Annotated in this window: 20 protein-coding genes; 6 read left to right on the top strand and 14 right to left on the bottom strand. The window is 69.6% G+C overall.

What is annotated here, in order from left to right:
• The first annotated feature begins 26 nt into the window (after positions 1-26).
• Positions 27-587: a glutathione peroxidase gene (locus L0966_RS08955; RefSeq protein WP_370640678.1), complete on the top strand. Its 561-nt coding sequence runs from the start codon at positions 27-29 to the stop codon at positions 585-587.
• A 339-nt stretch (positions 588-926) separates the two neighbouring features.
• Positions 927-1628 (top strand): adenosylcobinamide amidohydrolase, encoded by a 702-nt coding sequence (locus L0966_RS08950; RefSeq protein WP_234051545.1) that lies wholly within the window; start codon positions 927-929, stop codon positions 1626-1628.
• 72 nt (positions 1629-1700) lie between these two features.
• On the opposite strand, the gene L0966_RS08945 is transcribed toward L0966_RS08950, so the two are convergent.
• Positions 1701-2390, bottom strand: coding sequence for a fumarylacetoacetate hydrolase family protein (locus L0966_RS08945; RefSeq protein ID WP_234051544.1), 690 nt, complete (start codon positions 2388-2390; stop codon positions 1701-1703).
• Positions 2391-2635: 245 nt separating this feature from the next.
• Here L0966_RS08945 and L0966_RS08940 point away from each other — a divergent pair, with 245 nt between their 5' ends.
• A complete protein-coding gene (locus tag L0966_RS08940; protein ID WP_234051543.1) occupies positions 2636-3619 on the top strand; it encodes an LLM class flavin-dependent oxidoreductase in 984 nt (327 codons plus the stop codon).
• Positions 3620-3643: 24 nt separating this feature from the next.
• On the opposite strand, the gene L0966_RS08935 is transcribed toward L0966_RS08940, so the two are convergent.
• The 10 genes from L0966_RS08935 to L0966_RS08890 form a co-directional block, all read right to left on the bottom strand.
• Positions 3644-4339: a general secretion pathway protein GspN gene (locus tag L0966_RS08935; RefSeq protein ID WP_234051542.1), complete on the bottom strand. Its 696-nt coding sequence runs from the start codon at positions 4337-4339 to the stop codon at positions 3644-3646.
• A complete protein-coding gene (gspM, locus tag L0966_RS08930; RefSeq protein ID WP_234051541.1) occupies positions 4336-4923 on the bottom strand; it encodes a type II secretion system protein GspM in 588 nt (195 codons plus the stop codon). The genes L0966_RS08935 and gspM overlap by 4 nt, the downstream gene beginning before the upstream one ends.
• On the bottom strand, positions 4920-6002 hold the full coding sequence (locus tag L0966_RS08925) for a PilN domain-containing protein (RefSeq protein ID WP_234051540.1): 1083 nt from the start codon (positions 6000-6002) through the stop codon (positions 4920-4922). The genes gspM and L0966_RS08925 overlap by 4 nt, the downstream gene beginning before the upstream one ends.
• Entirely contained in the window at positions 5999-6883 is an 885-nt protein-coding gene (locus tag L0966_RS08920; RefSeq protein ID WP_234051539.1) for a type II secretion system protein GspK, read from the bottom strand. The genes L0966_RS08925 and L0966_RS08920 overlap by 4 nt, the downstream gene beginning before the upstream one ends.
• Positions 6880-7572, bottom strand: a complete 693-nt coding sequence (locus tag L0966_RS08915; RefSeq protein WP_234051538.1) for a prepilin-type N-terminal cleavage/methylation domain-containing protein — start codon at positions 7570-7572, stop codon at positions 6880-6882. Before L0966_RS08915 ends, L0966_RS08920 begins: the two co-directional genes overlap by 4 nt.
• A 922-nt stretch (positions 7573-8494) precedes the next feature.
• Positions 8495-8944: a type II secretion system protein J gene (locus L0966_RS08910; protein WP_234051537.1), complete on the bottom strand. Its 450-nt coding sequence runs from the start codon at positions 8942-8944 to the stop codon at positions 8495-8497.
• Positions 8945-9164: 220 nt separating this feature from the next.
• The gene (locus L0966_RS08905) at positions 9165-9671 is read right to left on the bottom strand and encodes a prepilin-type N-terminal cleavage/methylation domain-containing protein (RefSeq protein WP_234051536.1); all 507 of its coding nucleotides are present in this window, start codon (positions 9669-9671) and stop codon (positions 9165-9167) included.
• 75 nt (positions 9672-9746) lie between these two features.
• Positions 9747-10220, bottom strand: coding sequence for a type II secretion system major pseudopilin GspG (gspG, locus tag L0966_RS08900; RefSeq protein ID WP_234051535.1), 474 nt, complete (start codon positions 10218-10220; stop codon positions 9747-9749).
• Between the two features lie 5 nt (positions 10221-10225).
• On the bottom strand, positions 10226-11455 hold the full coding sequence (locus L0966_RS08895) for a type II secretion system F family protein (protein WP_234051534.1): 1230 nt from the start codon (positions 11453-11455) through the stop codon (positions 10226-10228).
• Between the two features lie 2 nt (positions 11456-11457).
• Positions 11458-13122: a GspE/PulE family protein gene (locus tag L0966_RS08890; RefSeq protein WP_234051533.1), complete on the bottom strand. Its 1665-nt coding sequence runs from the start codon at positions 13120-13122 to the stop codon at positions 11458-11460.
• 641 nt (positions 13123-13763) lie between these two features.
• On the opposite strand from L0966_RS08890, the gene gspD reads away from it, so the two are divergent.
• From gspD to L0966_RS08875, 3 genes are read left to right on the top strand one after another with little or no spacing between them, the layout of a single operon-like run.
• Positions 13764-15896, top strand: coding sequence for a type II secretion system secretin GspD (gene gspD, locus L0966_RS08885; RefSeq protein WP_234051532.1), 2133 nt, complete (start codon positions 13764-13766; stop codon positions 15894-15896).
• A gap of 8 nt (positions 15897-15904) precedes the next feature.
• Complete coding sequence (locus L0966_RS08880) at positions 15905-16591, top strand: prepilin peptidase (RefSeq protein WP_234051531.1); 687 nt, start codon at positions 15905-15907, stop codon at positions 16589-16591.
• A 3-nt stretch (positions 16592-16594) separates the two neighbouring features.
• On the top strand, positions 16595-17176 hold the full coding sequence (locus L0966_RS08875; protein WP_234051530.1) for a tetratricopeptide repeat protein: 582 nt from the start codon (positions 16595-16597) through the stop codon (positions 17174-17176).
• Positions 17177-17287: 111 nt separating this feature from the next.
• On the opposite strand, the gene L0966_RS08870 is transcribed toward L0966_RS08875, so the two are convergent.
• The 3 genes from L0966_RS08870 to L0966_RS08860 form a co-directional block, all read right to left on the bottom strand.
• A complete protein-coding gene (locus tag L0966_RS08870; RefSeq protein ID WP_234051529.1) occupies positions 17288-19354 on the bottom strand; it encodes a hypothetical protein in 2067 nt (688 codons plus the stop codon).
• 118 nt (positions 19355-19472) lie between these two features.
• Entirely contained in the window at positions 19473-21224 is a 1752-nt protein-coding gene (locus L0966_RS08865; RefSeq protein ID WP_234051528.1) for an outer membrane protein, read from the bottom strand.
• Between the two features lie 379 nt (positions 21225-21603).
• On the bottom strand, positions 21604-21945 hold the full coding sequence (locus L0966_RS08860; RefSeq protein WP_234051527.1) for a Rieske 2Fe-2S domain-containing protein: 342 nt from the start codon (positions 21943-21945) through the stop codon (positions 21604-21606).
• Positions 21946-22105 lie beyond the last annotated feature (160 nt).

The raw sequence follows: 22105 nt of genomic DNA, 5'->3' as shown, positions 1-22105 counted from the left end.
CATGGCCAGCATTCAGGAGGCGGCTCGTGTCGCAGGAACTCTCCCCCTCTTCGCTTTACGACATTCCGCTGAAGCGCATCGACGGCACGCCGGCCACCCTTGGGGCCTATCGCGGCAAGGTGCTGCTGATCGTGAACGTGGCGTCCAAATGCGGCCTGACCGCGCAATATGAAGGCCTACAGAAGCTCTATGACGCCCGCCATGGGGAGGGGCTGGAGGTCTTGGGCTTTCCCGCCAATGATTTCGGCGCCCAGGAGCCGGGCACGGAAGCGGAGATCGCCTCCTTCTGCAGCCTGAATTACGGTGTTTCCTTCCCCATGTTCGCGAAAATCTCGGTGCTGGGCGCGGAGCGGCACCCGCTCTACACGGCGCTGGAGGCGGCCCAGCCGGAGGCCGAGGGCGCCGCCAGCATGCGCGAGCGGCTCGCCAAGCGCGGCCTGACGCGCGATTCCGGGGCGGATGTGCTGTGGAATTTCGAGAAGTTCGTGGTGGGGCGGGACGGCGCCGTGGTGGCGCGCTTCTCCCCCGATGTCACGCCGGATGACCCCCGCCTCGCCAAGGCGCTGGACGCCGCCTTGGCTTCGTGACGCCCTGAGCAGGGAAGGTGCGCACGAGCGTGGGGGGCGGCCCCGACCTGCCCACAGCGTGCTACCCCACCTTGCCAAAGGTGCCGGGCGAGGCCTTGGGCTCGCGAGGCCCTGAGCTGCGCGGGGGGGGCGAGCGGGCGTGCGGGTGCGCGTGCTCCATTTGGGCCACCGACCGCGGTACTTCCCGCCGGTTCGCGCGTCGGTAGACAGGCGCGCGCGGCCTGTGCATGGTGCGCGCCCCTCCAACGGTCGCGCCATTCCCGTGATTTCTTACCGCTCCCATAGCCTTCCATCGGCCGTCCACCTCGCCGCGTTTGATGCGGCGCGCGGAGGGCGCCCATGCGCATGATGACCGCCCATCCGCCCCTGTTCGTCGTGGAGCCGGCGCGGCCGTTGCTGGTGGCGCGCTTCGCGACGCCTCAGCGCATGGTGTCGTGGTCCATCACCCGGCCGGGTTTCGTGACGGCGCGGGCGGTGGCGTGGCTGGAGGTGCGCAACCGCGATCTCACCGCCGATCTCGACGTGCTCTCGTGGTTCAGGGGCCGGCTCGACGCCGCCGGCCTCGGCGAGGCGGTGGGGCTGCTAACGTCGCGCAATGTGGATCACCACCACTGGGCCCAATGCGCGGTGGAGGGGGTGACGGCCGCCTGCCTCGTCACGCTGGGGCTCAACAATGGGGAGCGTGTGGGCGCGCGCTTCTCGCCCGAGGCGGCCGCGCATCTGTCCGCCGGCACGGTGAACATGCTGGCGGCGGTGGACGTGCCCCTGAGCGATGCGGCTTTGCTGGAGGCCTCCTCCATCGTGGTGCAGGCGCGCACGCGTGCCATTCTGGAGGCCGATTTCCGCCGCGAGGGCGCCGCCGAGCCGGTTTCCGGCACCGGCACCGACTGCGTGGTGATGAGCGCCCCCGCCAGCGGCGAGGGCCTGCCCTATGCCGGCCTGCACACGGCGGTGGGCGAGGCCGTGGGCGCGGCGGCCTTGGCCGCTACCCGGGAGGCTGTCGCCACCTGGCTCGCGGATCCGGGCCGGTTCGTGACCTGAAGGGTCTGAGCCGCGTCACAGGCCCCGGTTCCGGACCGGAGCCTGTGACGCGCGTGCCCTGATGGCCTCGCGTCAGGCGAAGCGGACATCCAGCGTGCCGACGCCCTCGACACCGCCTTCCAGATGATCCCCACGGGAAATGTGGCCCACGCCCGCCGGCGTGCCGGTGAAGATGAGATCGCCGGGGGCGAGGCGGAACAAGGTGGAGAGGGTGGCGATCACTTCCGGCACCTTCCAGATCATCTGGTTGAGGTCGCCCTGCTGCTTCAGCGCGCCGTTCACATTGAGGAAGATGCGGCCGCTCGCGGGATGGCCGATGCGGCTCGCCGGCACCAGGGCCGAGCACGGGGCGGCATCCTCGAACGCCTTGGCCGGCTCCCAGGAGCGGCCCATCTTCTTCAGTTCGGCCTGGATATCCCGGCGGGTGAGGTCGAGGCCGACCGCATAGCCATACACATGGTCCAGCGCCGAGCTGGCGGGAATGTCGCTGCCGCCGGACTTCAGCGCCACCACCAGCTCGATTTCGTGGTGCAGGTCCTCTGTGCCCTTGGGATAGGCGGCGGTGGCGCCGTTGGGCACCAGCGTGTCCGGGTTCTTCTGGAAGAAGAAGGGCGGCTCCTTATTGGGGTCGTGGCCCATCTCGATGGCGTGGTCGGCATAGTTGCGCCCGACGCAATAGATGCGGTGAACCGGGAAGACGGTGCTCTCGCCCACCACAGGCAAGGTGGGGATGGGCAGCGGGGGGAAGACGTATTCGGTCATCGCAAGCTCCGGGCAAAGCAGGATCGCTCCTGATTAGGGTGTTCGGCAGCCGGAGAAAAGACATCCCGGCCCCGCGCGCGCCATTTCACACGCGGGGGCTGCGACCATGCGGGACAATGACTCTCACGCTATATTCATATAGATATAGCATGCGGGCATTTGCCCCGCGATGTGCACACGGCCTACGGCGCGGCGGCCGGTTTCCTCCCGGCGCCGCGCCGCCTTTTTCGCGTCTGGAGCCAGCCATGCAGTTCGGCCTTTTCTGCACCTATGAAAATCCGCGGCAGGACTATGTGTCCGCTTATGCCGAGCAGACCGAGCTGGTGCGCCTGGTGGAGGATCTGGGTTTCGAGGAGGCGTGGGTCGCCGAGCACCATTTCAACCCCGGCGCGGCCAGCCCTTCCTGCCTTGCGCTCCTGGCCTATCTGGCCGGGCAGACGAGCCGCATCCGGCTCGGTTCCGCCGCCGTGCTGCTGCCGTTCCGCGAGCCCATTTCGGTGGCGGAGGACGTGGCCACGGTGGACATCCTCTCCGGCGGGCGGCTCAATCTCGGAGTGGCGAAGGGCGGGCCGTTTCCGGTGCAGAACAAGCATTTCCACACCGAGAAGGAGACCTCCCGCGCCAAGACGCTGGAGGCGCTCACCGTCATCGAGAAGCTGCTTTATGAGCCGTCCGTGACCTTCAAGGGTGATTTCTTCGATCTTGACGGGGTGGAGCTGGTGCCCCGGCCGGTGCAATCCCCCATCCCCACCTTCTTCGCCACCGCGACCGGCGAGGCGCTGGAGCTGGCCGCCGCGCGCGGCTACGGCGTGATGGCGGCGCCGCCCTTTCCCCTGGACGGCGCGCGCGAGAGTCTGCGCATCTACCGGCAGGCCGCGCCCGCGGCGGACCCCCGCTTCACCCTCATCCGCTTCTACCATGTGGCCGCCACCCGCGAGCAGGCGGTGGCGGAAGCGCAGGCCTTCCTGCGGCCGTTCGTGGAACGCATGCAGGCCACCACCCAGCAGGCCCAGCCGAACTGGACGCCCTGGTTCGCCCTCGACCGGATGATTGCCGATTCCCTGGTGGGCACGGTGGATGATGTCGAGACCAAGCTGGCCGCCTTCGCGACCGATCTCGCCCCTCGCACAGTGCTGCTGAAGCCCCTGTGTCCGGATTTCGCCAAGCGCCGGGCCGATATCGAGCTGTTCGCGAAGGTCATCCGCCCCAACTGGCGCAGCGCCGCCTGAGGCATCGTCCCTAAGATCGTTCTCTCAGTTCTCGGGAGACGGCGCCCCGTCCTCGGGGTTGGCCTCCGGGGCCGCTGGTGCGGGCTCTTCCTGTGCATCGGGGGCGGGCGACTCCTCGGCTTCGTTCGGGGCCGGGGGCTCCTCGGCGTCCGCGGGCTCGGAGGGGCTGTCGGCGGCGGGTTCCCCGTCATGCAGGGTCGCACCCTCTTCCCGCTCGGGAAGGGTGAGGGTGGCATCGACCCCATCCTTGCTCAGAGTGACGCCGCGCGCCTGCACGGACTGGAGGGTCCAGCCTTCATGCTCCTCCCCGGTGCGAAGGCGGAAGACGTGGTCTGATTGCGCCTCCTGGAAGAGCGCGAAGCCCTGGTCCGGCCCCGTGACCGTGCCCACGAGACGCAGGTCCGGTGGCCCTTCAGGCGCGCTTTCGCTGCTCGGCACTTCCGGCTCCTCGGGCGGCGGCTCGCTGGCCTGCGCGTCCGGCGGGGGGCGCCGGGAGGGGGAGAAAATGGGCCGCTCGCGCGTGGCTGAGAGGGTGGACAGGGGAATGGACCAGAGTGGGTTGCCGGTCGGCGCGCCAGGCGCCGCGCCGGGTCGCGCGGGCAAGCCGAGGTCGACGCGTGCCGGCGCCCCCGTGTCGTCCGCCAGTGCCGGGCACGCCATGGCGGAGGCAAGGAGCATCGCCGCGCGCAGGCGCCCCGCGAGCCATCGCAGCCTTCTCATGGTGTCCCCCGCCATTGGCCATAGACGGTCAGCGTCACCAGCAGGCGCTGGGGGGCGTCCTCGGTCGCGGCGCGCTGGCCCTGCGGGTGCACCGCCAGCTGGCCGACAAACAGGAATGGCAGGCCCGATTCAAGATCGTAGAGCAGCTTTTGCAGGTCGGCCTGGGCAATGGAGAGGCTGGCGTCGACGGCGATGAAGTCCGGACCAAACGGCGTGTCGCGCAGCTCCACCCGGGATGAGGTGATCTGCCCGCCCGCCGCCGCCACGGCGCGGGACAGGCGCTGCATCAGGCCGGCTCCGGCGATGGTCACGGTGGGGCCGTCCAGGAAAGGGGAGCCGTTCGCCTGCCCGGTTCCGGGCGCGCCCAGGGGCGTGCGGCGGGCCTGCAGCTGGGCCAGCGTTTCTCCAGCTTCGTCGACGGCAGCGCGGCGGGCTGTCAGGTCCAGCAGCGCCTCGGCGGTGGCCAGCAGCAGAAGCAGCACGAGCCCGACATAGGCCAGGCTGGCGAGCAGCGGACGCAGGGCCAGCGCGCGCCCGTTGGCCGCGCCCTTGTGCGTCGTGGCGTTGGTCCCCTCCACCTTCATGGGGCGGCTCCCGCTTTGCTGGCGTCGGGCGGGGCGCTGTGGGGCACGATGCGGGCTTCGATGTCGAAGCGTTCGCCATGGCCGTGGGGCACGGGCGTGGTGGGGGCGACGAAGGTCACGCCCGTGAAGTGGCCGGATTGCTCCAGGAGTCGCACCAGCCCGGCCGGCGCGGCGGAGACCCCGGCAATGCGCGCCCGGTCCTCGCTGATCTGCAGGTCGGTGACGTAGGTGTCGTCCGGCAGCACGCGCGACAGGTCCTCCAGGGTGAGGGTCGTGATGGGCGCCTCGCGCTTGCGCCGTTCGAGGGCGCGCAGGGCCGGGCCATCGGCCCCCAGCCCGTCACGCGCGGCCAGCAGCAGGCGCCGCGTGGCGGCGGTGCTCTGTTCGATGCCCGCCAGCTCCTCATTCAGGCTGCGCACGGCGAAATCGGAGATGACCAGCGTGGCGGCGGCCAGCAGCGCTGTACCCGCCAGCAGCCCCATCAGTATCTTGCGGATGCGCCCCGCCTCGCAGGGCGCGCCGTCGTGCTGCTCCAGCAAGCGCACGGGCGTGGGGCCGGTCGCCTCCTCCAGGGATGCGACGATGGAGATGGGGCCCACCGCGAGCCCCCGCAGCCGCGAAAGGAGGGGCGCGATGGCGCCGCGCGGCGTCGCCGCCACCGTCAGGCGAATGCGCTCGCCGGGGGCCTCCTGTGGCGCGGTCCAGCCATAGAGCGCCTCCTCGGCCGTCCAGGGGGTGAGGCGGTCGATCTGCGCCCGCACGATGCCGGGCAGGTAGGGCTCGGCCCCCTTGGGCAGCTCCAGGGGGCGCGCCAGCAGACGCCGCCCGTCGAGGCGGAGTTCCACCGGCTGGTCCTTCAGCCGCGCCGCGATGGCCTGGGGCACATCGGGTCCATTCGGGCCGTCGAGGCGCAGGGCCATGGTGGCGCCGTTGGACAGGGCGAGCTGGAACACGCCCCCCGCCGCCTCGGTCAGCCGCAGAGCCTCGCGGTGGCGGGCCCGCGCCAGCAGCTCCGCCATGAAACCGGCGACCGTGTCGAGCCAGGCGGAGAACAGATCCATCAGCCCCGTGAGGGTCATTGCCCGCTCTCCAATCCCCCAGGCTCCGCCGACAAGCGCCCGTGTGCAGGCCCCGGCGCGTCCTCGTCCCAGGCCAGCACGCGATAGGGCACGTCGCCGGCCACGCGGAGCAGGATCACCGCTTCGATGGTCCGCTGTCGTCCGCTATCGAAATCCGCGCGGATTGTCACCCTGACAGCGTCGGAGCGGCCGGGGTCTTGCTGCGGTTCGTCCGTCTTGTCCCCGGCCCGGGCGAAGTCGGCGGCGGCCTGCGCCACCGGGCCGGCGATGGCGGCGTTCACCTGCGCCTGGCCGCTGAAAACGGTGACGTGGGGCAGCGCCGCCGCCACCAGCTCCGCCGGCAGGCCGGGAATCAGCCACAGCTCGTCCACATGCACGAAAGGCGCGCCGCGCGGTTCATAGCCGAGCTGGGCTTCGCGATAGAGGGCGGCTTCCGACGGGGGGGATTCCTCCGGGTCGCTCGATCGCCACGCGACGACGTGGCGCGCATCGGCCTCGGCGGCCTTCGGGTCGGCGCCGAGGGCGGTGAACAGGCCGGCCAACAGCTCCAGCGGGGCGACATTGAGGTCGATGCGCGCGGTTTCCTCCACATAGCTCACGGCGACCCGCGCCTTGCCCATGCGAAAGGAGAAGCTGCCGCTCGCCGGCCGCGCGGTCGCCGGCTGGGCCAGCAGCTGGAAGGCGGTGAGCTCCAGCGCCGCACGCGCCAGGGGGCGGGCGGCGGCCTCCTCCTGCAGCGCCGACGCGTTGCGCGCGGTGGCGGAGACATAGGCCGCATAGGCGCCGGCAAAGGTGGCGAGGGCCACCAGAATCCAGAGGACGGCGACGAGGATGAAGCCATCCTGTCCGTGCGCTCGAAGGATGCGGGCAGGGCGTGTCACGGCGCCTGTCCCTCCGCCGGTGGGGCCGGGCCGAAGTCCGAGGTGCCGGAGCCGTTGCAGATCGGCAGCATGGCGCTGCTGAGGCAGGAGGCCGGCGCTTCCACATGCAGTTCCGCGACGGTGGACACGTTCAGCGGCCGGCCCGTGCGCCCATCGCGCACCACGATGCGCACGGCGCGCGGCAGCTGGTCGACATCGGACCAGGAGCCGCGCCACAATCCGTCCTCCCCGGAATAGGAAAAGTCGATCTGGTAGGGCGCCCGCAACAGCTGCACGGGCGCGCCGAACCGTGGCGCGGCATCGCCGGCGGCGCGGGGCACGTAGGGCGCGGTGCTGCGCGTCAGCCCGCCGCCCTCGGCAGCGAGGCGGACGATTTCGAGGCCCAGCCGTGCATTGGGCCCCAGCGCCGTGCGCACAAAGGTGACGGCGGAGGGACCGCCCGCGAACAGCGGGCGCGGGCGTTCCGTCGTGGCGGGCACGAAGGTGGCCGCGCCGATGTCGGCCGAGATGCGGCGCAAGGCGAGGGCAACCCGCTCCGCATTATCCACCCGCTCGATGCCGCGCTTCCAGTTGGGCAGCCATTGCGCCGTCAGAACGGACAGGCCCGACACCACCAGCGCCGCGAGCACCAGGGCAACCAGCATTTCCACCAGGGTGAAGCCGGCAGAGTGGTGCGCGGGACGGGTCATTGCGCACCACCCGTTGCGGCGGCGTGGCGGCATCCACCAATTTCTCCGCCGTCGCCCTGTTTCCAGTTGGGCAGCCCCTGCGCCGTTAGGAGGGAGTGGCCCGACTCCGCCCGCGCGGCGCGCACCGTGGCGAGGCGCCGTTCCACCGCAGCGAAGCTGGCGGGCCGGAGGGAGTGGCAGATCATAGAGCGCCATCCGGTGCGGCGGGCGTGGCGTCGTCCGCCGCTGCCTCCGCCGTCGCGTGGTTTCCAGTTGGGCAGCCGCCCCGCAGTTAGGGTGAACAGCTCCGATACCGGCCCCGCGGCACGCACCAGGGCAACGCGCATTTTGACTGGGGTGGGGCCGACGGGCTGATGCGGGGGACCGATCATTGAGCGCCATTCGGCGTGGCGGGTTGGGCGTCGTCGGCCAATCTTTCCGCCGTCGCCTTGTTCCCCGATGAGCAGCCAGCGCGCCGCCGGGACGGACAGGCCTGATATCACCCGCGCTATCATCCGCACGGCGGGCACCGGGGCGACGCGCCTTTCCATTGGGGTGCCGCCGGTGGGCTGGTGCGCGGGGCCAGTCCTTGTGCGCCATCCGCTGTCCTGGACGTGGCGGCGCCTGCCGCTGCCTCGTTTCCCGATGGGTAGCCACCGTGCCGGCAGGGCGGGCAGGCCCGATATCACCCACGCAGCGCGCACGGGGGCGATGCGCCGTGCCACCGGGGTGAAGCCGGCGGGACGGTGGGCGGGACCGATCATCGCGCGCCATCCGGTGCGCTGGGCGCGGCGTTGGTCTCCCCTTCCGCCGTCGTCTTGTTTCCCGATGGGTAGCCACCGTGCCGGCAGGGCGGGCAGGCCCGATATCACCCACGCAGCGCGCACCGGGGCGATGCGCCTTGCCAACAGGGTGAAGCCGGCGGGTTGGTGCGTGGGAGGGGTCATTGCGCGCCATCCGCCGGGCTCGGTGTGGCGTCGTCGGCGGCATCCCCCTCCGCCGTATCCGCGGCGCCGGTGGGCACGAGGCGCACGGTTTCGATCTCGACGGCGTCGCCGCCGGGGCCGGTGACGCGGATGCGCACATGGCGCGGCAGCCAGGATGCGTCGTCGGGGATCGCGCCCACATCCATCGGGCTCACATCCATGCGCCAGGCGTGGCCCGCCACGGCGCCTTCGATGCGCCCGTCACGGAGCCGGGCGCGGGGGGGAATGCCCGCTTCCACCGCCTGGGCGGCGGCCATCAAGGCGGCGTGGCGCTCCAGTGCCCGGGTGGCGCGGGCGTTGCTCCCGATCAGCAGGCCGATGGCGGTGATCACTGCCGCCGTGACCGCCAGCGCCACCAGCACTTCCACCAGGGTGAAGCCCGCCTGCCCGCCGTCGCGTGCGGCCATGGCCCGACCCTTCGCTTCCGGTCGAGACAAAGGCTGGCTCCCACACGCGTTCCAGGCTCCTGGCCCACCCGCTGCCGCACTCGGGGATTGTAGGGCGGGCGTGATCGCATGGCCGGGCCCGGTGGGCGCGCGGCTGGCGGGGGTGCATGGCCCGGGCGTGGCGGGGTCCGCGCGCATGCGCGGCGCCGACGGGGGGGCACGTCGGGCGTCTGCGGGCCTGTCAGGAGGCGTGGCGCGGGACAATCTCCACCCCTCCCGTCAACCAGTTCACGCGGACCTCGAAGCTGGTGCCGCCGCGGGACAGCGTGACCACGCCGCCGCAGGACATGCCGCTGGGAAAGAACTCGATCCGCGCCTCAACCTCCTGCCCGCCGCACCGGCGGGGCAGAAGCGCCTCAATATGCACATCGGTGGGCAGGCGTAGCAGGCGGCCGGTGGAACCGGAGCGCAGGCGGCCATCCGGGGCGTCCACCAGGGTCGCAACGCGGCGGCCCTGGCGCATGGCGGCGGAGCGATCGGCCTTCAGCACCGCGGCTGCTTCCACCGCCAGGGCCTCCAGCCGCGGACGCGAGGTTCCAAGGGGAATGCGCGGCAGAGCGAGCGCGGCCAGGGCCGCCACGATGATGAGCGCGCACACCACCTCCAGCAGGGTGAAGCCGGCCTCGCCCGCTTGCCTCTCCGGGTCTGGTCCCGCCGCTTCGCGGGGGCCTGTGCGGCGCGCGTCCACCGGCGGTCGCCCGTCAGCTGGCCGGCGTGAGGCGGATGGCGGCGCGCGGCCGCCCGCGTGGCGTGTTCCGCCCCATCAGGGTGTTCCGCTTTTGGCGGAGCTGGAGAGGTCGGCGGCGTTGCCGGTGCCGCCCTCCTGGCCATCGGAGCCGCGCGAGACGATCTCGTAGGGCGCGTTGGGGCCGGGGGCGCGATAGAGATAGGGCTTGCCCCACGGGTCCTGGGGCACGGTCGCACCCTTGAGGTAGGGGCCGTTCCACGTGCCGACGCCGGCCGGGCGCTGGACCAGGGCATTCAGCCCCTCCGAGGAGGAGGGGTAGCGGCCGGCATCCAGGTAGAACAGATCGAGGGCGCTGGCGAAGCCCTGGATCTGGATTTTCGCGGTCTTCACCTTGGAGTCGCCGAGATAATTGAGCACGCGCGGCCCCACCAGGGCGGTGAGCAGGCCGATGATGGTGATGACCACCAGCAGCTCCACCAGGGTGTAGCCCCCCTCGCCCTGACGGCGACGGAGCTTGAGGGCGCGGGCCCGGCGCGGGGCAATCCACATGCTGTTCATCCAATGCTTTGGCTGACCGACAACAATGCGGTCATGACCGAGACGATGAGCCCGCCCACCACCACCGAAATGGTGATGATGGACACGGGGCCGACAATGGCGACGAGACGCGCCAGGGCGCGCTGCAGCTTCTCCTCGTAGAAGTCGGCGATGCGGCCGGACAGCAGGGCGAGCTGGCCCGTCTCCTCCCCCAGGCGCAGCATGCGGATGGCCATGGGCGGCAGCGCCTCGCCGCTGGCGAAGGCATCGGAGAGGCGGCCCCCGTGGCGTACCTTCTCCGCCGCCGCCGACCACACTGCCCCGTCCGGCCCGCTGGCGACCACCTCCACCAGGATCTTCAGCGCCGCCGTCAGCGTCACGCCATTGCCGATGAGGATGGAGAGGTTGCGGCAGAACATGGCGGAGCGGCGATAGACGAGAATGGTGCGCACCAGTGGCAGCCGCGCCAGAAGCCCGAGGAGCGCCGCGCGCGTCCTGGCCTGCCGCAGCCCCAGCCACAGCGCCAGCGCCAGCAGCGCGGCGAGGAGGGCCAGCGCGTCGGTGTGGGCCTGAAGGGTGTCGGAGGCATCGAGCAGGAATGCCACCATGGGGTCGAGCTTGGCGCCCATGTCCCGCAGCACGCCGGAGAATTGCGGCAGCACGAACAGGAGGAAGAACACCAGGACGGCGCCCGCGGCCGCCAGGACGAAGGCGGGATATTGCAGCGCTTCCACCACTTTGCGGCGGAGCGCCTCGGCCCGCGCGCGCTCCTGCGCCAGAAGCTCCAGCACCCGGTCCAGAGTGCCGGAGGCCTCGCCCACGCGCACCAGCGCCACATAGACCGGTGGAAACAGGCTCTCCCGGGCGGCCAGGGCCTCCGCGAAGCCCTCGCCGGAGAGCACGGCGGCGCGGATGCGGCGCACCGGCTCGTGCATGCGGCCAAGATCGGCGTCTCCGCCCAGCAGGTCCAGCGCCTCGTCCAGGCGCGCGCCCGCCCGCAGCAGCAAGGCAAGATCGCGGGTGAACAGCGTCACGTCCTGGGCGCGCGGCGCGGCGCCGAACGATGGCAGGCGAAAGCCGGGCCGCGCGCCCGGCCGGCCGGCACCGCGGCCGGCCGGCATGGTCTCCACCGGCACCAGGCCCAGATATTCGATGCGCCGGCGCACCTCCGCCTCGGTGGGGGCGGAAATCTCGCCGCTCACCAGTTGGCCGGCCTGGGTCAGGGCCTTGTAGCTGAAGGTGGCCATGGTCAGCGCACGGTGGTCACGCGCAGCACCTCGCTCACCGAGGTGAGGCCGGCGCGGCATTTGGCGATGCCATCGTCGAGCATGGTGGACATGCCGGCGGCGATGGCGGCCCGGTCGAGGGCGCCCGCTCCGGCGCGGTGGTCCATCATCTCGCGAATGTCGTCGTCGAGGGTGAGGATCTCGAACACGCCCAGCCGGCCGCGATAGCCGGCGCCTCCGCAGCGTTCACACCCCTGGGGCTCATAGACGGTCTCGCCCGGCGCGAGGCCGAGCGCGGCATAGCGTGGATCGCCGGTGGTATCGGCGTGGGACAGGGTATGGGCGCGCTTGCAGCGCTCGCACAGCTGGCGCACCAGCCGCTGCGCCACCACCGCCCGCAGGGTGGATTTCAGCAGGAAGGCCTCGACCCCGAGATCGAGCAGGCGCGGCACCGCCGCCGCCGCGGTGTCCGTGTGCAGGGTGGTGAGCACCAGGTGGCCGGTGAGCGCGGCGTGAACGGCGATGTGCGCCGTTTCCGGATCCCGCACCTCGCCCACCATAATCACGTCCGGGTCCTGGCGCAGGAAGGAGCGCAAGGCGGTGGCGAAGGTGAGGCCGATAGCCGGTTTCACCTGGCTTTGGCACACGCCGCGGATTTCGTATTCCACCGGGTCCTCGATGGTGAGGATCTTGCGCGTGGGCGTGTTGAGCATGGACAGCACGGTGGCGAGCGTGGTCGTCTTGCCGGAGCCGGTGGGGCCGGTCACCACGATCATGCCGTGGGGCATGGCGATGAGGCGTTCCAGCGTCGCCGCATCGCGCGCGCCGAGGCCCAGCCGATCCACGCTGAGCAGGCCGCGATCCCGCGGGAGCAGGCGGATGACCGCCGTCTCGCCGTGCTGGGTGGGCATGATGGCCACGCGAATGTCGATCTCGGAGCGTCCGAGCTTCAGGCGGGCGGCGCCGTCCTGGGGCAGGCGGCGCTCGGCGATGTCGAGGCCGGACAGGATCTTGACGCGGGAAATGACCGCCTGTGGCAGCACATCGGCGGGAAAGGCCACCTGCCGCAACAGCCCGTCGATGCGCAGGCGCACCTCCAGCGCGCCCCGATAGGGGGCGATATGGATGTCGCTGGCCCGCAGCTCCATCGCCTTTTCCAGCAGGTCGCCGACAGCACGCACCACCGGTGCGCCGCTGGCGAGGTCCCGCAGGCTGTCAATGTCGTCGTCGGCGCGGGGCGCGGAGGCTTCGGCGGCCGGCTCGTCGGCCCCCAGGCGTTCGGCCAGCACCGTGGCGATGTCCTCGAACGCGGCCACCACTGGGGTCACGTTCTCCTGAAGCACGATCTCGGCGGCGCGCAGCACGCTGGCGTCCGTGGGGTCGCCCAAGGCGAGCCGCGCGGAACCGTCCGCGGCGCGGAACGGCACGGCCGCCACCTCGCGCAGGAAGCGGGCCGAGAAACGGTCGGCGAGCGATGTGGCGGCCAGCAACTGGGGCAGCTCCATGCGCTCCAGGCCGAAGAAGGTCGCGACCGCCTGGGCGAACTCCGCCGATGACAGCTCCGTGGTGTCCCACAATCGCCGCAGCGTGGAGCCGCCGCCTTCCACCCCAGCAGCGCCATCGGCGCCGACCACATGGCCGTGCTGCGCCAGGTATCGGCAAAAGGCGTCGACGCCATCCGCTCTCATGCCCGCAGCCCTCCGGCGGCGCGGGCGCGCTTGATCGCCAAAATTGAACGGAGGCCGGACGCGACGGCGCGGGACCCGAGCTGGAAAACACGCTCCATGGGCGCTGTCGATGCTCCGCTCATCGGCGGGACGGGGTTGAAAGCCGCGTCCATGCGGTACCGCCCATGCCGCGAACAATCCCAGCAACGCCGCGCGGCGTCAACGTGCCTCGGCCGTGGACCTGGGGGAGAAAGCCGGAGGCGAGGCGCTCCGGCGACGGCAGGGGCAGCGCAGGTGCACATGCATGATGTTCTGCTCGTCTTGCGCGCATCATTGTGGCTCAAGGCGTGTGGACAAGGGGCTATCCTGTGGATGGGCTTCCTTCCTCTTTATGCTTCCGCTTGAGCAGGGGTTGAAGGGCGTTAACCGAAAATTTAGAAATTTGAACTCTCGCCGGCAGGCGACCTCGGTCCCGAGGCCGGGCCGCACGCCGACATGAGGGAGAGGGCGGGGCCAGTTTGCGGAACGATCGGCCAGACCGGTTTGCCCCACGATCGGGATTTTTCCGCTCGTTCGGCGCCCTCCGCCTTGGTGCCCTGCTCGTCGCGATGGGTTTGGCGGCCTGCTCCGGAATCCAGGATGACACGCGCCCTCAGGGCGTGATGGACCAGGTGAGCGCGCTCGATTTGTCGCCGCGCCAGACGAGCGCGGTGCCGGGCTCTCCCCAGATTCCCGACAATCGCCGCGCGGTGGAATATTTCGCGTCCGGAGGTGATCCGGCGGCGTCGTTCCCGGCGGAGGGGGGCGGCGCGGGCGCCGCGGCCGCCGGCTCCGGCTACGATCTCAATTTTGAAGATGCGCCCGTCGCCACGGTGGCGAAGGTGGTGCTCGGCGACATTCTCGGCCAGCCCTACGTCATCGATCCGCGGGTGCAGGGCAATATCAGCCTGTCATCGGTGCGGGCGGTGCCCAAGGCGGACCTGCCCTATGTGCTGGAAACCGCGCTGAAGGCCAACAGCATCGCCATGGTGCACGATGCCTCCGGCTATCGGCTGGTGCCGCTCAGTGAAGCCGCCGGCTCCGGCAGCGTCAGCATGGGCGGCGGTCGCCCCGAGGCGGGCTATGGCGTTTCCGTCGTGCCCCTGCGTTATGTGTCGGCGGCGACCCTCATTCCCCTGCTCGACAGCTTCGCCCTTCAGGCCGGCTCGGTGCGCTCGGACCCCTCACGGAACCTGCTTTTGATCCAGGGCACGGCGGCCGAGCGCCAGCAGGCCGTGCGCACCGCCCTCTCGTTCGACGCGGACTGGATGCGCGGCCAGTCGGTGGGCATCTATCCCGTGCGCAACAGCGCGCCCGAGGCCGTGATCTCCGAACTCGAGAACATTCTCGATTCGGGGGAGGGCGGCCTCAGTCGCAACCTGGTGAAGCTCCAGGCCATCAACCGCCTCAACTCCATCATGGTGGTGGCCAAGAAGCCGGAGCTGCTGCGCACGGCGGCCACCTGGATCGACCGGCTCGACCGCTCCGACAGCACCGTGGCGGTGCGCGTCTACCGGCTTCGCTATGGCGATGCGCGGCAGATGGCCAAGGTGCTCAATGATCTGTTCGTGGGCAGCGGCGGTTCGGCCGGGATTGACCAGGCGGCGAGCCAGATCGCCCCGGGCTCCGGCATGTCCGCCTCGGGCGGAGGGCAGAACCTGACGGTGCAGCAGCGCCTGGGCCAGCCCGCGCCGCCCCAGGCGCAAAGCCAGCCGGGTGGCGAGGAGGGCGAGGACGCCGGCGCGCCCGGCGGCGGGCGCAATGCCGCGCCGGCGGGCAGTGGCGGGCCGGTGATGACGGGCGTGCGCATCACGGCGGATGCGGTGAACAACTCGCTGCTCATCTTCGCCAGCCAGGAGAATTACCGCATCATCGAACGCACCCTGATGCAGCTGGACCAGCCCCAGCTCCAGGTGGCCATCGAGGCCACGGTGGCCGAGGTCACCTTGAATGATACCCTGGCCTATGGCGTGCAGTTCTATCTCACCAGCAAGGATCTGGGCTTGGGGCGCAATAACGGCTCGGCCCTGAACACCCTGTCCAGCAGCGTCACCGACCAGGCCATCAACCGCGTGCTGCCGGGCTTCAACCTGCTGGTGGGGCGAGAAAATCAGCCGAAGATGATCCTCGACGCCCTGCACACCGTCACCGACGTGAAGGTGCTCTCCAATCCGTCGGTGGTGGTGGTGGACAATCAGAAGGCCACGCTCCAGGTGGGCGACGAGGTGCCGGTGTCGACCGGCAGCGCTACCGTGCTGTCCAGCTCCAACACGGTGGTCAACACCATCGAATACAAGAATACGGGCATCATCCTGAATGTGGTGCCGCGGGTGAACGTCAACGGTCAGGTCCGGCTCGACATCGAGCAGGAGATCAGCAACGTCACCCAGACCGACACCACCGGCGGCAATGGCGGCAGCTCCGGCAGCACGCTGACGCCCACCGTCTCCCAGCGCAAGGTCAAGAGCACCATCGCCGTGGCGAGCGGGCAGACGGTGCTGCTCGCCGGCCTCATCATGGAGCGCAGCAATGGCGTGCGCCAGGGCGTGCCGGTGCTGGACCAGATCCCCGGCGTCGGCGACGCCTTCGCGCACACCAACAATACGGTGAAGCGTACGGAGCTCATCATCTTCATCCGGCCGCAGATCATCCGCGACAATGTGGATGCGCACACGGTGGCGGAAGAACTGCGCGCCAAGATGAAGGGCTCGGTGGGCGTGCCGCCCGGCGGCCCGCAGCCCATTCTCAACCGGTGAGCCGCGCCATGGGTGCCCCCTGCGAGCTTCCCATGGACCGCGGCGCCCCGGCTCATGTCGCGGCGCCCCATCGCCTGCTGGCGCGCGGGTGGGCCGCCCTGGGGGCGGGGCCGGCCATTGTCCTCTCGCTTGTGGTGGCTGGCGCCATGGCGGCCAGCTTTCTCCTCGCCGGGGGGCTTGAGGGCCGCTGGGAGGCCATGGTCGGTGCTCTCGCGGCGGTGGCCTTCGTGCCGGTGGTCGCCGCCGTGGCGTTGGTGGACGCGCGCTTCTTCATCATTCCGAACAGCCTGAACGCGGCGGGCCTGGCGCTGGGGCTCGTTTACGCCGCGACCCTGGGCGGGCAGCTGGTCTTTCCCCTGGAGGCCGCCGCGCGCGGCTTGGCGCTGGCGGCGGCATTCTGGGCCTTGCGCGGCGCCTACCGTGCGCTGCGCGGTCGTGACGGGTTGGGCCTTGGGGATGTGAAACTGGCCGGGGTCGCCGGGGTGTGGCTGGAGGTGGGCGAGATCCCGCTCGCCATCGAGATCGCCGCCCTTTCGGCCCTGCTGGTGATCGGCGTCGGGCATCTGGCCGGCCGGGGGCGGCTGCGGCTTGAGCGGCGCCTGCCGTTCGGCCTGTTCCTTGCGCCTGCCATCTGGATCACTTGGGCGTTGGGTCGGGCGCTGGATCTCGATCTGATGGCATGGGGAGGGTTCTGAGCCATGGCGGGGCACGGTCAGAACACCGCTGGGTCGGGTCGGCGCGGGCGCGTGGCGCCGTGGGGTTCCGCCTTTGGCCGTCTTGCCTTGGCGGCGCTGCTCGGGCTTTCTCCGATGGCGGCGGGCCCCGCTTTCGCCGGCGCGCGCGCGGACGAGACCGCGAAGGCCATGTCGCTGTACGCGAAGGGCGATTACATGGCGGCCGCCGCCCTGCTGACGCGGCTGGCGGAAGCGGGCCACGCACGGGCGCAGGCCATGCTCGGGCTGCTTTACGAATACGGCCACGGGGTGCCGCAGGATTTTGCCGCGGCCGCCTGGTGGTACGGCTGTGCGGCCGAGCGCGGCGACCCCAGCGGGCAATATCTTCTGGGCGTGCTGTACGACAAGGGGCGGGGCGTGCCGCGCGACGCGGTGCTGTCTCAGAAATGGCTGATCCTGGCCGCGTCGCGGGCCGGACGCCAGGAGCGGGAGACCTATGCCCGCATTCGCGACGCGGTGGCCAGCAAGATGAGCCGGGCGCAGATCAATCTGGCCCAGCAGCTGGCGCTCCAATGGAGCCCTTCCGCCCCCATGGCCGCGCGCTGACGGACCTGAACAGAAGGTTCGCGCATTCCGTGCATGTAATCACGTCGCTTGGAAATGTCCCGGCGAGGTGAGTTTTCCCGCGCGGCGCTGGCCGCCGCGCGGGACATGCACTCAGTTCTGCAACGGCGGCTGCGTGGCCAGGGTGAACGTCGGCGGGGCGGCCTGGCCGGCGGTCACCTTGGTCGCCGTCTCCACGGCGCTCTTGCACCAGCTGTCCTTGCTGGAACACTGGACGACATTGGGATCCAAAGTCTTCGTGCCAGACGGGGTGAAGGCCGGCCAGATCTGGTAGGGCGGCGTGCCGGAGGCGCTAAACGACTTTATGGTGAACTGGTATTGCCTGTTCTTGGTGTCCGTCAGCGTGATCATGCAGGGCGATGGCGTAATGTTCGGATCAAGGCCGATCGCGCCGGGCGTGGAGGAGGGGAACAGCGCGTTGGTGGTGCTGGAACAGAGCCCATAGGCCTTCCAGCCAACCTTGCCAGGGCCCGCCGATCCAAGGTTCAGGGATGCCGTGTACCAGTTATAGGCGGCGGGAGGGCTCGAGGGCAGCATCGTGGCGCTTGGCAGGCCCTTGCTGCCGCCGATGGCGAACACCAGGCCATTGGCCGGGCGCTTCTGAAGGCTGACCAGATCGTCCACCGAGAAGGCGTAGGCCGTGGCACCCAGAAAACCCTTGCTGGTGGGGCCATGGATCAGCTGGGTATAGGGGTTGAACATCCGCGCGCCGGTGGAATTCAACATGGGGTAAGCGTAATTGTATTGGATCGTGTCGTAATTGACGCGCGCGTTACCGTAAAGGCTGGGTGGATCGTTGGCCTGTGGCAGCGCGGGTGCGGTGCAGCCATTGTTATTGAACGCGGCCCATCCATACAAGAAGAAGAGGTAGGTGTTGATATTTGGCAGGCCGTTGCTCTGCGGGGCCAGAAAGCTCGGTCCGGTAGTCTTGTTCCAGCAATTGTTGGCCAGGAAGCTCTTGTAATTCTGGTTGAAGCTCGCGGAAATGGGTGCGTACAAGGCGTGGGACGGGCAGTTTTTGTAGGGAGAAGTGGTGCAGTTTTTCCAGTTCGCCTGCATGTTCGCGATCAGCGTCGGCGGCGTGATGCCGGATTTCGCGATGAGCAGCGGCTGCTGCGTCTTCGGGGCGTCGATATAAGTGGGGTCCATGTAGAAGTTGAAGGCGGAAGCGGCGGATGGCACGCGAATGCCCGCATTGGGGTAAAGCCGCTTTTTGGATGCCGTGACCGGATTGTTGTAGATGGGCCATTTGGTGGCTGCGGTCAGGCTGGAATTGGCGCCGGTGAAGGTCTTGAGCCGGGTCCGCCAATCGCTCACCGACATGACGCTGCCAATATAGCCCACCTTGCCACTGCTGGTGAGGGGAGCAATGGCCACCGGCAGGTAGATCTGATCAACGTACGACACATTGTAATTGGCATCGAGGTCCGCCACGATCGCGGTGTTCGACTGGTTCAGGACGTCAGCGAAGGTGAATTCGCTGAGCTGATACGGAGTCTGCAGGTCGATGGCGCTGCCCGGGATCGTCGTGACCCGGTAGGTCCGCATGTCGTTGCTGTCGCAGGCATTGCCCTTCAGGGCCGTGTTGCAGGCGGGGGCGGGGCTCCCAGAGGCCAGCGTCACGGCCTTGCCCTGGCGGCCGGCGTTCACATTGTAGCTTTGCTTCAGCGCGGCCTGGTCGTCGAACACGAAGACGCGGGCGCTCTGCCACCAGTCCACATAAGTATCGGCGGCGGGATCGCGCTTCGTATTCAGCTTGGACCACCAGGGCAGCGTGATGGAGACGGTCGCGCCGTTGGCAATGCCTTTGGTGGGGTTCACGTAGATATAATAATTATTCTTGACCGCATAGCATTGCGACGTGTCGGCGAACGCGCCCTGAAGCCAGAGATCGCCGCCGGTGGGGCAGTTGATGGCGGCTGCGTCGAGGTGTTGCGAGCCTTGGATGACAATATAGATGGTTCCGCCCGTATTGTTGACGATGCGGACTTCTTTATAACAATGCTTTTCCGTTCCAATCTTGCAGGTAAGCGGCGCGCTGGCCGCCTTCGCTTCCGGCGTCGGGAAGCCCAGCAACAGGGCGGCGAGGGTGAGCCCGGTCGCTGCCGTCGCGCCCCTTGGGGCCGGTCGTTGGGAGGCGAAACCTGTTTTCGTCTGCATCGTGCTTACTCCCGGCTGTCTCGGGTCCCTGCCGCCGCCCTGGCAGCTGCGGGATGGGCTGGGTGCTGATGGGGAAGGTGGCCCGACGGGGCGAGAGGCCCAATCGTCGGTCGAGGCGTCAGTTGAAGCGATAGTTGAGCCCCGCGCGCACGATCACCCCGTCATAATTGACGCGGGTGACGGGCACGTTGGCGAACATGGTGGCCCCGGGTACCCCGCCGACCAGGGCGTTGCCATCGGGATCGACCGCGCCCACGGGAGACGAGGCAAAGGTCTCGCTCCCGAGATCGTAATAGAGCGCCTCCGCCTTGACGCTCCAGCGGGAGGCGAGCAGCCATTCGCCGCCGCCACCAACGGTCCAGCCGGTGCGGGTCTTGGAGCCGCCGCCGGCACCGCCGAAGGTGGGGTAAAGGTCGGGGAAGTTGTCGGCGAACATCACCGAGTTGGAGGTGCTGGCGCTGACGCCGCCATAGGCGAGGCCGCCGGTGGCGTAGATCAGCAGGCCGGGCATGGGCAGGTAGCCGGCGCGGGCGCGCACGGTGCCCAGCCAGTCGATATTGGCGGTGACGGTGCCGCCGCCGATGGCCGCATCCGTGAAGCCGGAGGCATCGGGACCCGTTTGGGCGAAGCCGGAATAGCGCCCCTGGCCGCGCAGGCCGGCGCCCTGGATATCTGCTTCGATACCCGCGACCAGCTGCGACCATTGCATGTTGTAGCCGGCCTGGACGCCGCCCACGAAGCCCGATTGTGAAAGGCTGGCGCTGCCCGTATTGGCCGCCGCGGTGAAGCCTGCGGGGGTGAGCCAGAAGGGATCGCCGGCCAGATTGTCGATGACCGGGATCGCGCGGGTGTCTGCGCTGCTGGAGGTGCCCCAGCCGTAGCCGGCATTGAGGCCGCCATAAAAGCCGGTCCAGGCCTGGGGCGCCGAGGTTGCCGGTTCGCTCGCCGCCGCCCCGGCATTGAAGTGATAGTTGATGCCGCCGCGAACGATCACCCCGTCATAGGTGATGCGCGTGGAGGCCTGATTGGCGAACAGAAGGCCGCCGGGCGGGCCGGCCGAGCCGTCCGTGTCGATGGCTCCCGCGGGCGCGCCCGTGAAGGTGGCGCTGCCGAGATTGTAATAGAGCGCCTCGGCCTTCACGCTCCAGCCCGGCGTCAGGGCCCATTCGCCGCCGCCGCCGGCGGTCCAGCCCAGCCGGGTCTCGGCGGCGCTCGCGGTTCCGCCGAAGGTGGGGTAGGTGAAAGGCTGGTCGTCCGCGAAGGCGAGGGAGGCCGTCTGGGTGGCGGTGACCCCGCCATAGGCCAGGCCGCCCGTGGCATAGACAAGGATGGCGGGCGTGGCCAGATAGCCGATGCGGGCGCGCACCGTGCCCAGCCAGTCGAGGCTGCTGGAGACGTGAATGCCGCCGGCGGCCGTGTCGATCAGCCCCGAGGCGTCGGGGCCGTAGGCGACGATGCTGGCCAGTGCGCCGCTGCCGGAGATGCCGGCCCCCTGGAGGTCCGCCTCGATGCCGACAACAAGGCCTGGATTCAGCTGAAAATTATAGCCCGCCTGCAGGCCACCGATGACGCCGGAAGGGTTGAACGTGGACGTGCCGGTGCTGGCAAGCGCCGTATAGCCATAAGGCGTGCCCCAGGCGGGGCTGCCGGAAATGGCGTCCAGCAGCGCGACGCCCGTGGTCTGAGCCGACCCGGAGGTGCCCCAGCCATACCCCGCATTCAGGCCCGCATAGAAGCCGCTCCACGCGGGCGGCGGGGGCGAAGGGGCCTTATAGGAATTCAGATCCGCCGCGAGAGCCGGAGCGCCCGCCAGCATAGCCCCGATGGCCGTGCCCATGCCGAGCACATGGAATAGACCCTGCCTGCGCATACGCCCCCCGCCCTTGGTTCCCGCCTGGAATCCTGCCCCGATCCCAGGTGATGCACGCCCATTTGTGATGGCACTTCAACGCTATGCTTGCTGGAAGGTGGCGCGACCCCAGGTCGTCTCAGTGTAGTTCCGCAACGTCCAGGATGTTAGTTTCGCCCGCTTCGTAAAGATGACTGTCTCTCACGTGCCACGACATCTTGATCTGGTATTTTAGGGTGTCATTTCCTGCGGTGTCGACTGCATTTTTCTGGATAATGCCTCTGGGGCAGGGCATGCGGGTGGGGAATGCGCGCAGGAAAGCGGGGCGGGGGTGCGTGGATGCGCGGCGCCCCGCGCCGGTTCGTCCCGCGTCGGGTCTAGGCGGGATCAGCCGGCGGGATCAGGCGGCGGGGGCGCGCGGCGCCCTCACCGGGCCGAGGTCCACCTGGATCTCGTTGCCCTCGATGCGCAGGGGATAGGGGTGCAGCGCATTGCGGACCAGGTGGGTCACGCACTTGCCGCTGGTGGCGTCGAACCCCCATTGGTGGTGCGGGCAGGTGATGACGGCGCCATTGAAAGTGGAGCCTTCCAGCGGCACGTCCGCATGGGGGCAGCGGCCGCGGTAGGCCTTCAGCTCGCCGCCCGCCGGCCAGAGCAGCAGCACACTCTTTTTCCCGGCCTGGAACAGGCCCATGCCCCCTTCGCTGACGGCGTCGGTGTTGCAGATCGAGGTGAAAGCCATCGCGCTTGCCTTCTGAAACGGATCCTTCCCGTTGCGAGGCAAATTACGGACCACGAACAAACGCCTCCACCTTGTCCGTTGGAAGGGCTCCAGTGTCGCAAAAGCGACGACGATGCCGGGTATGGGCCGCGCGTGGCCGGTGATGCCGCATTGCAGCGGC

This window comes from Xanthobacter sp. NM-59 (assembly GCF_021401125.1).
Lineage (GTDB): Bacteria > Pseudomonadota > Alphaproteobacteria > Rhizobiales > Xanthobacteraceae > Xanthobacter.
This window is presented reverse-complemented; position numbering and strand designations above follow the sequence as displayed.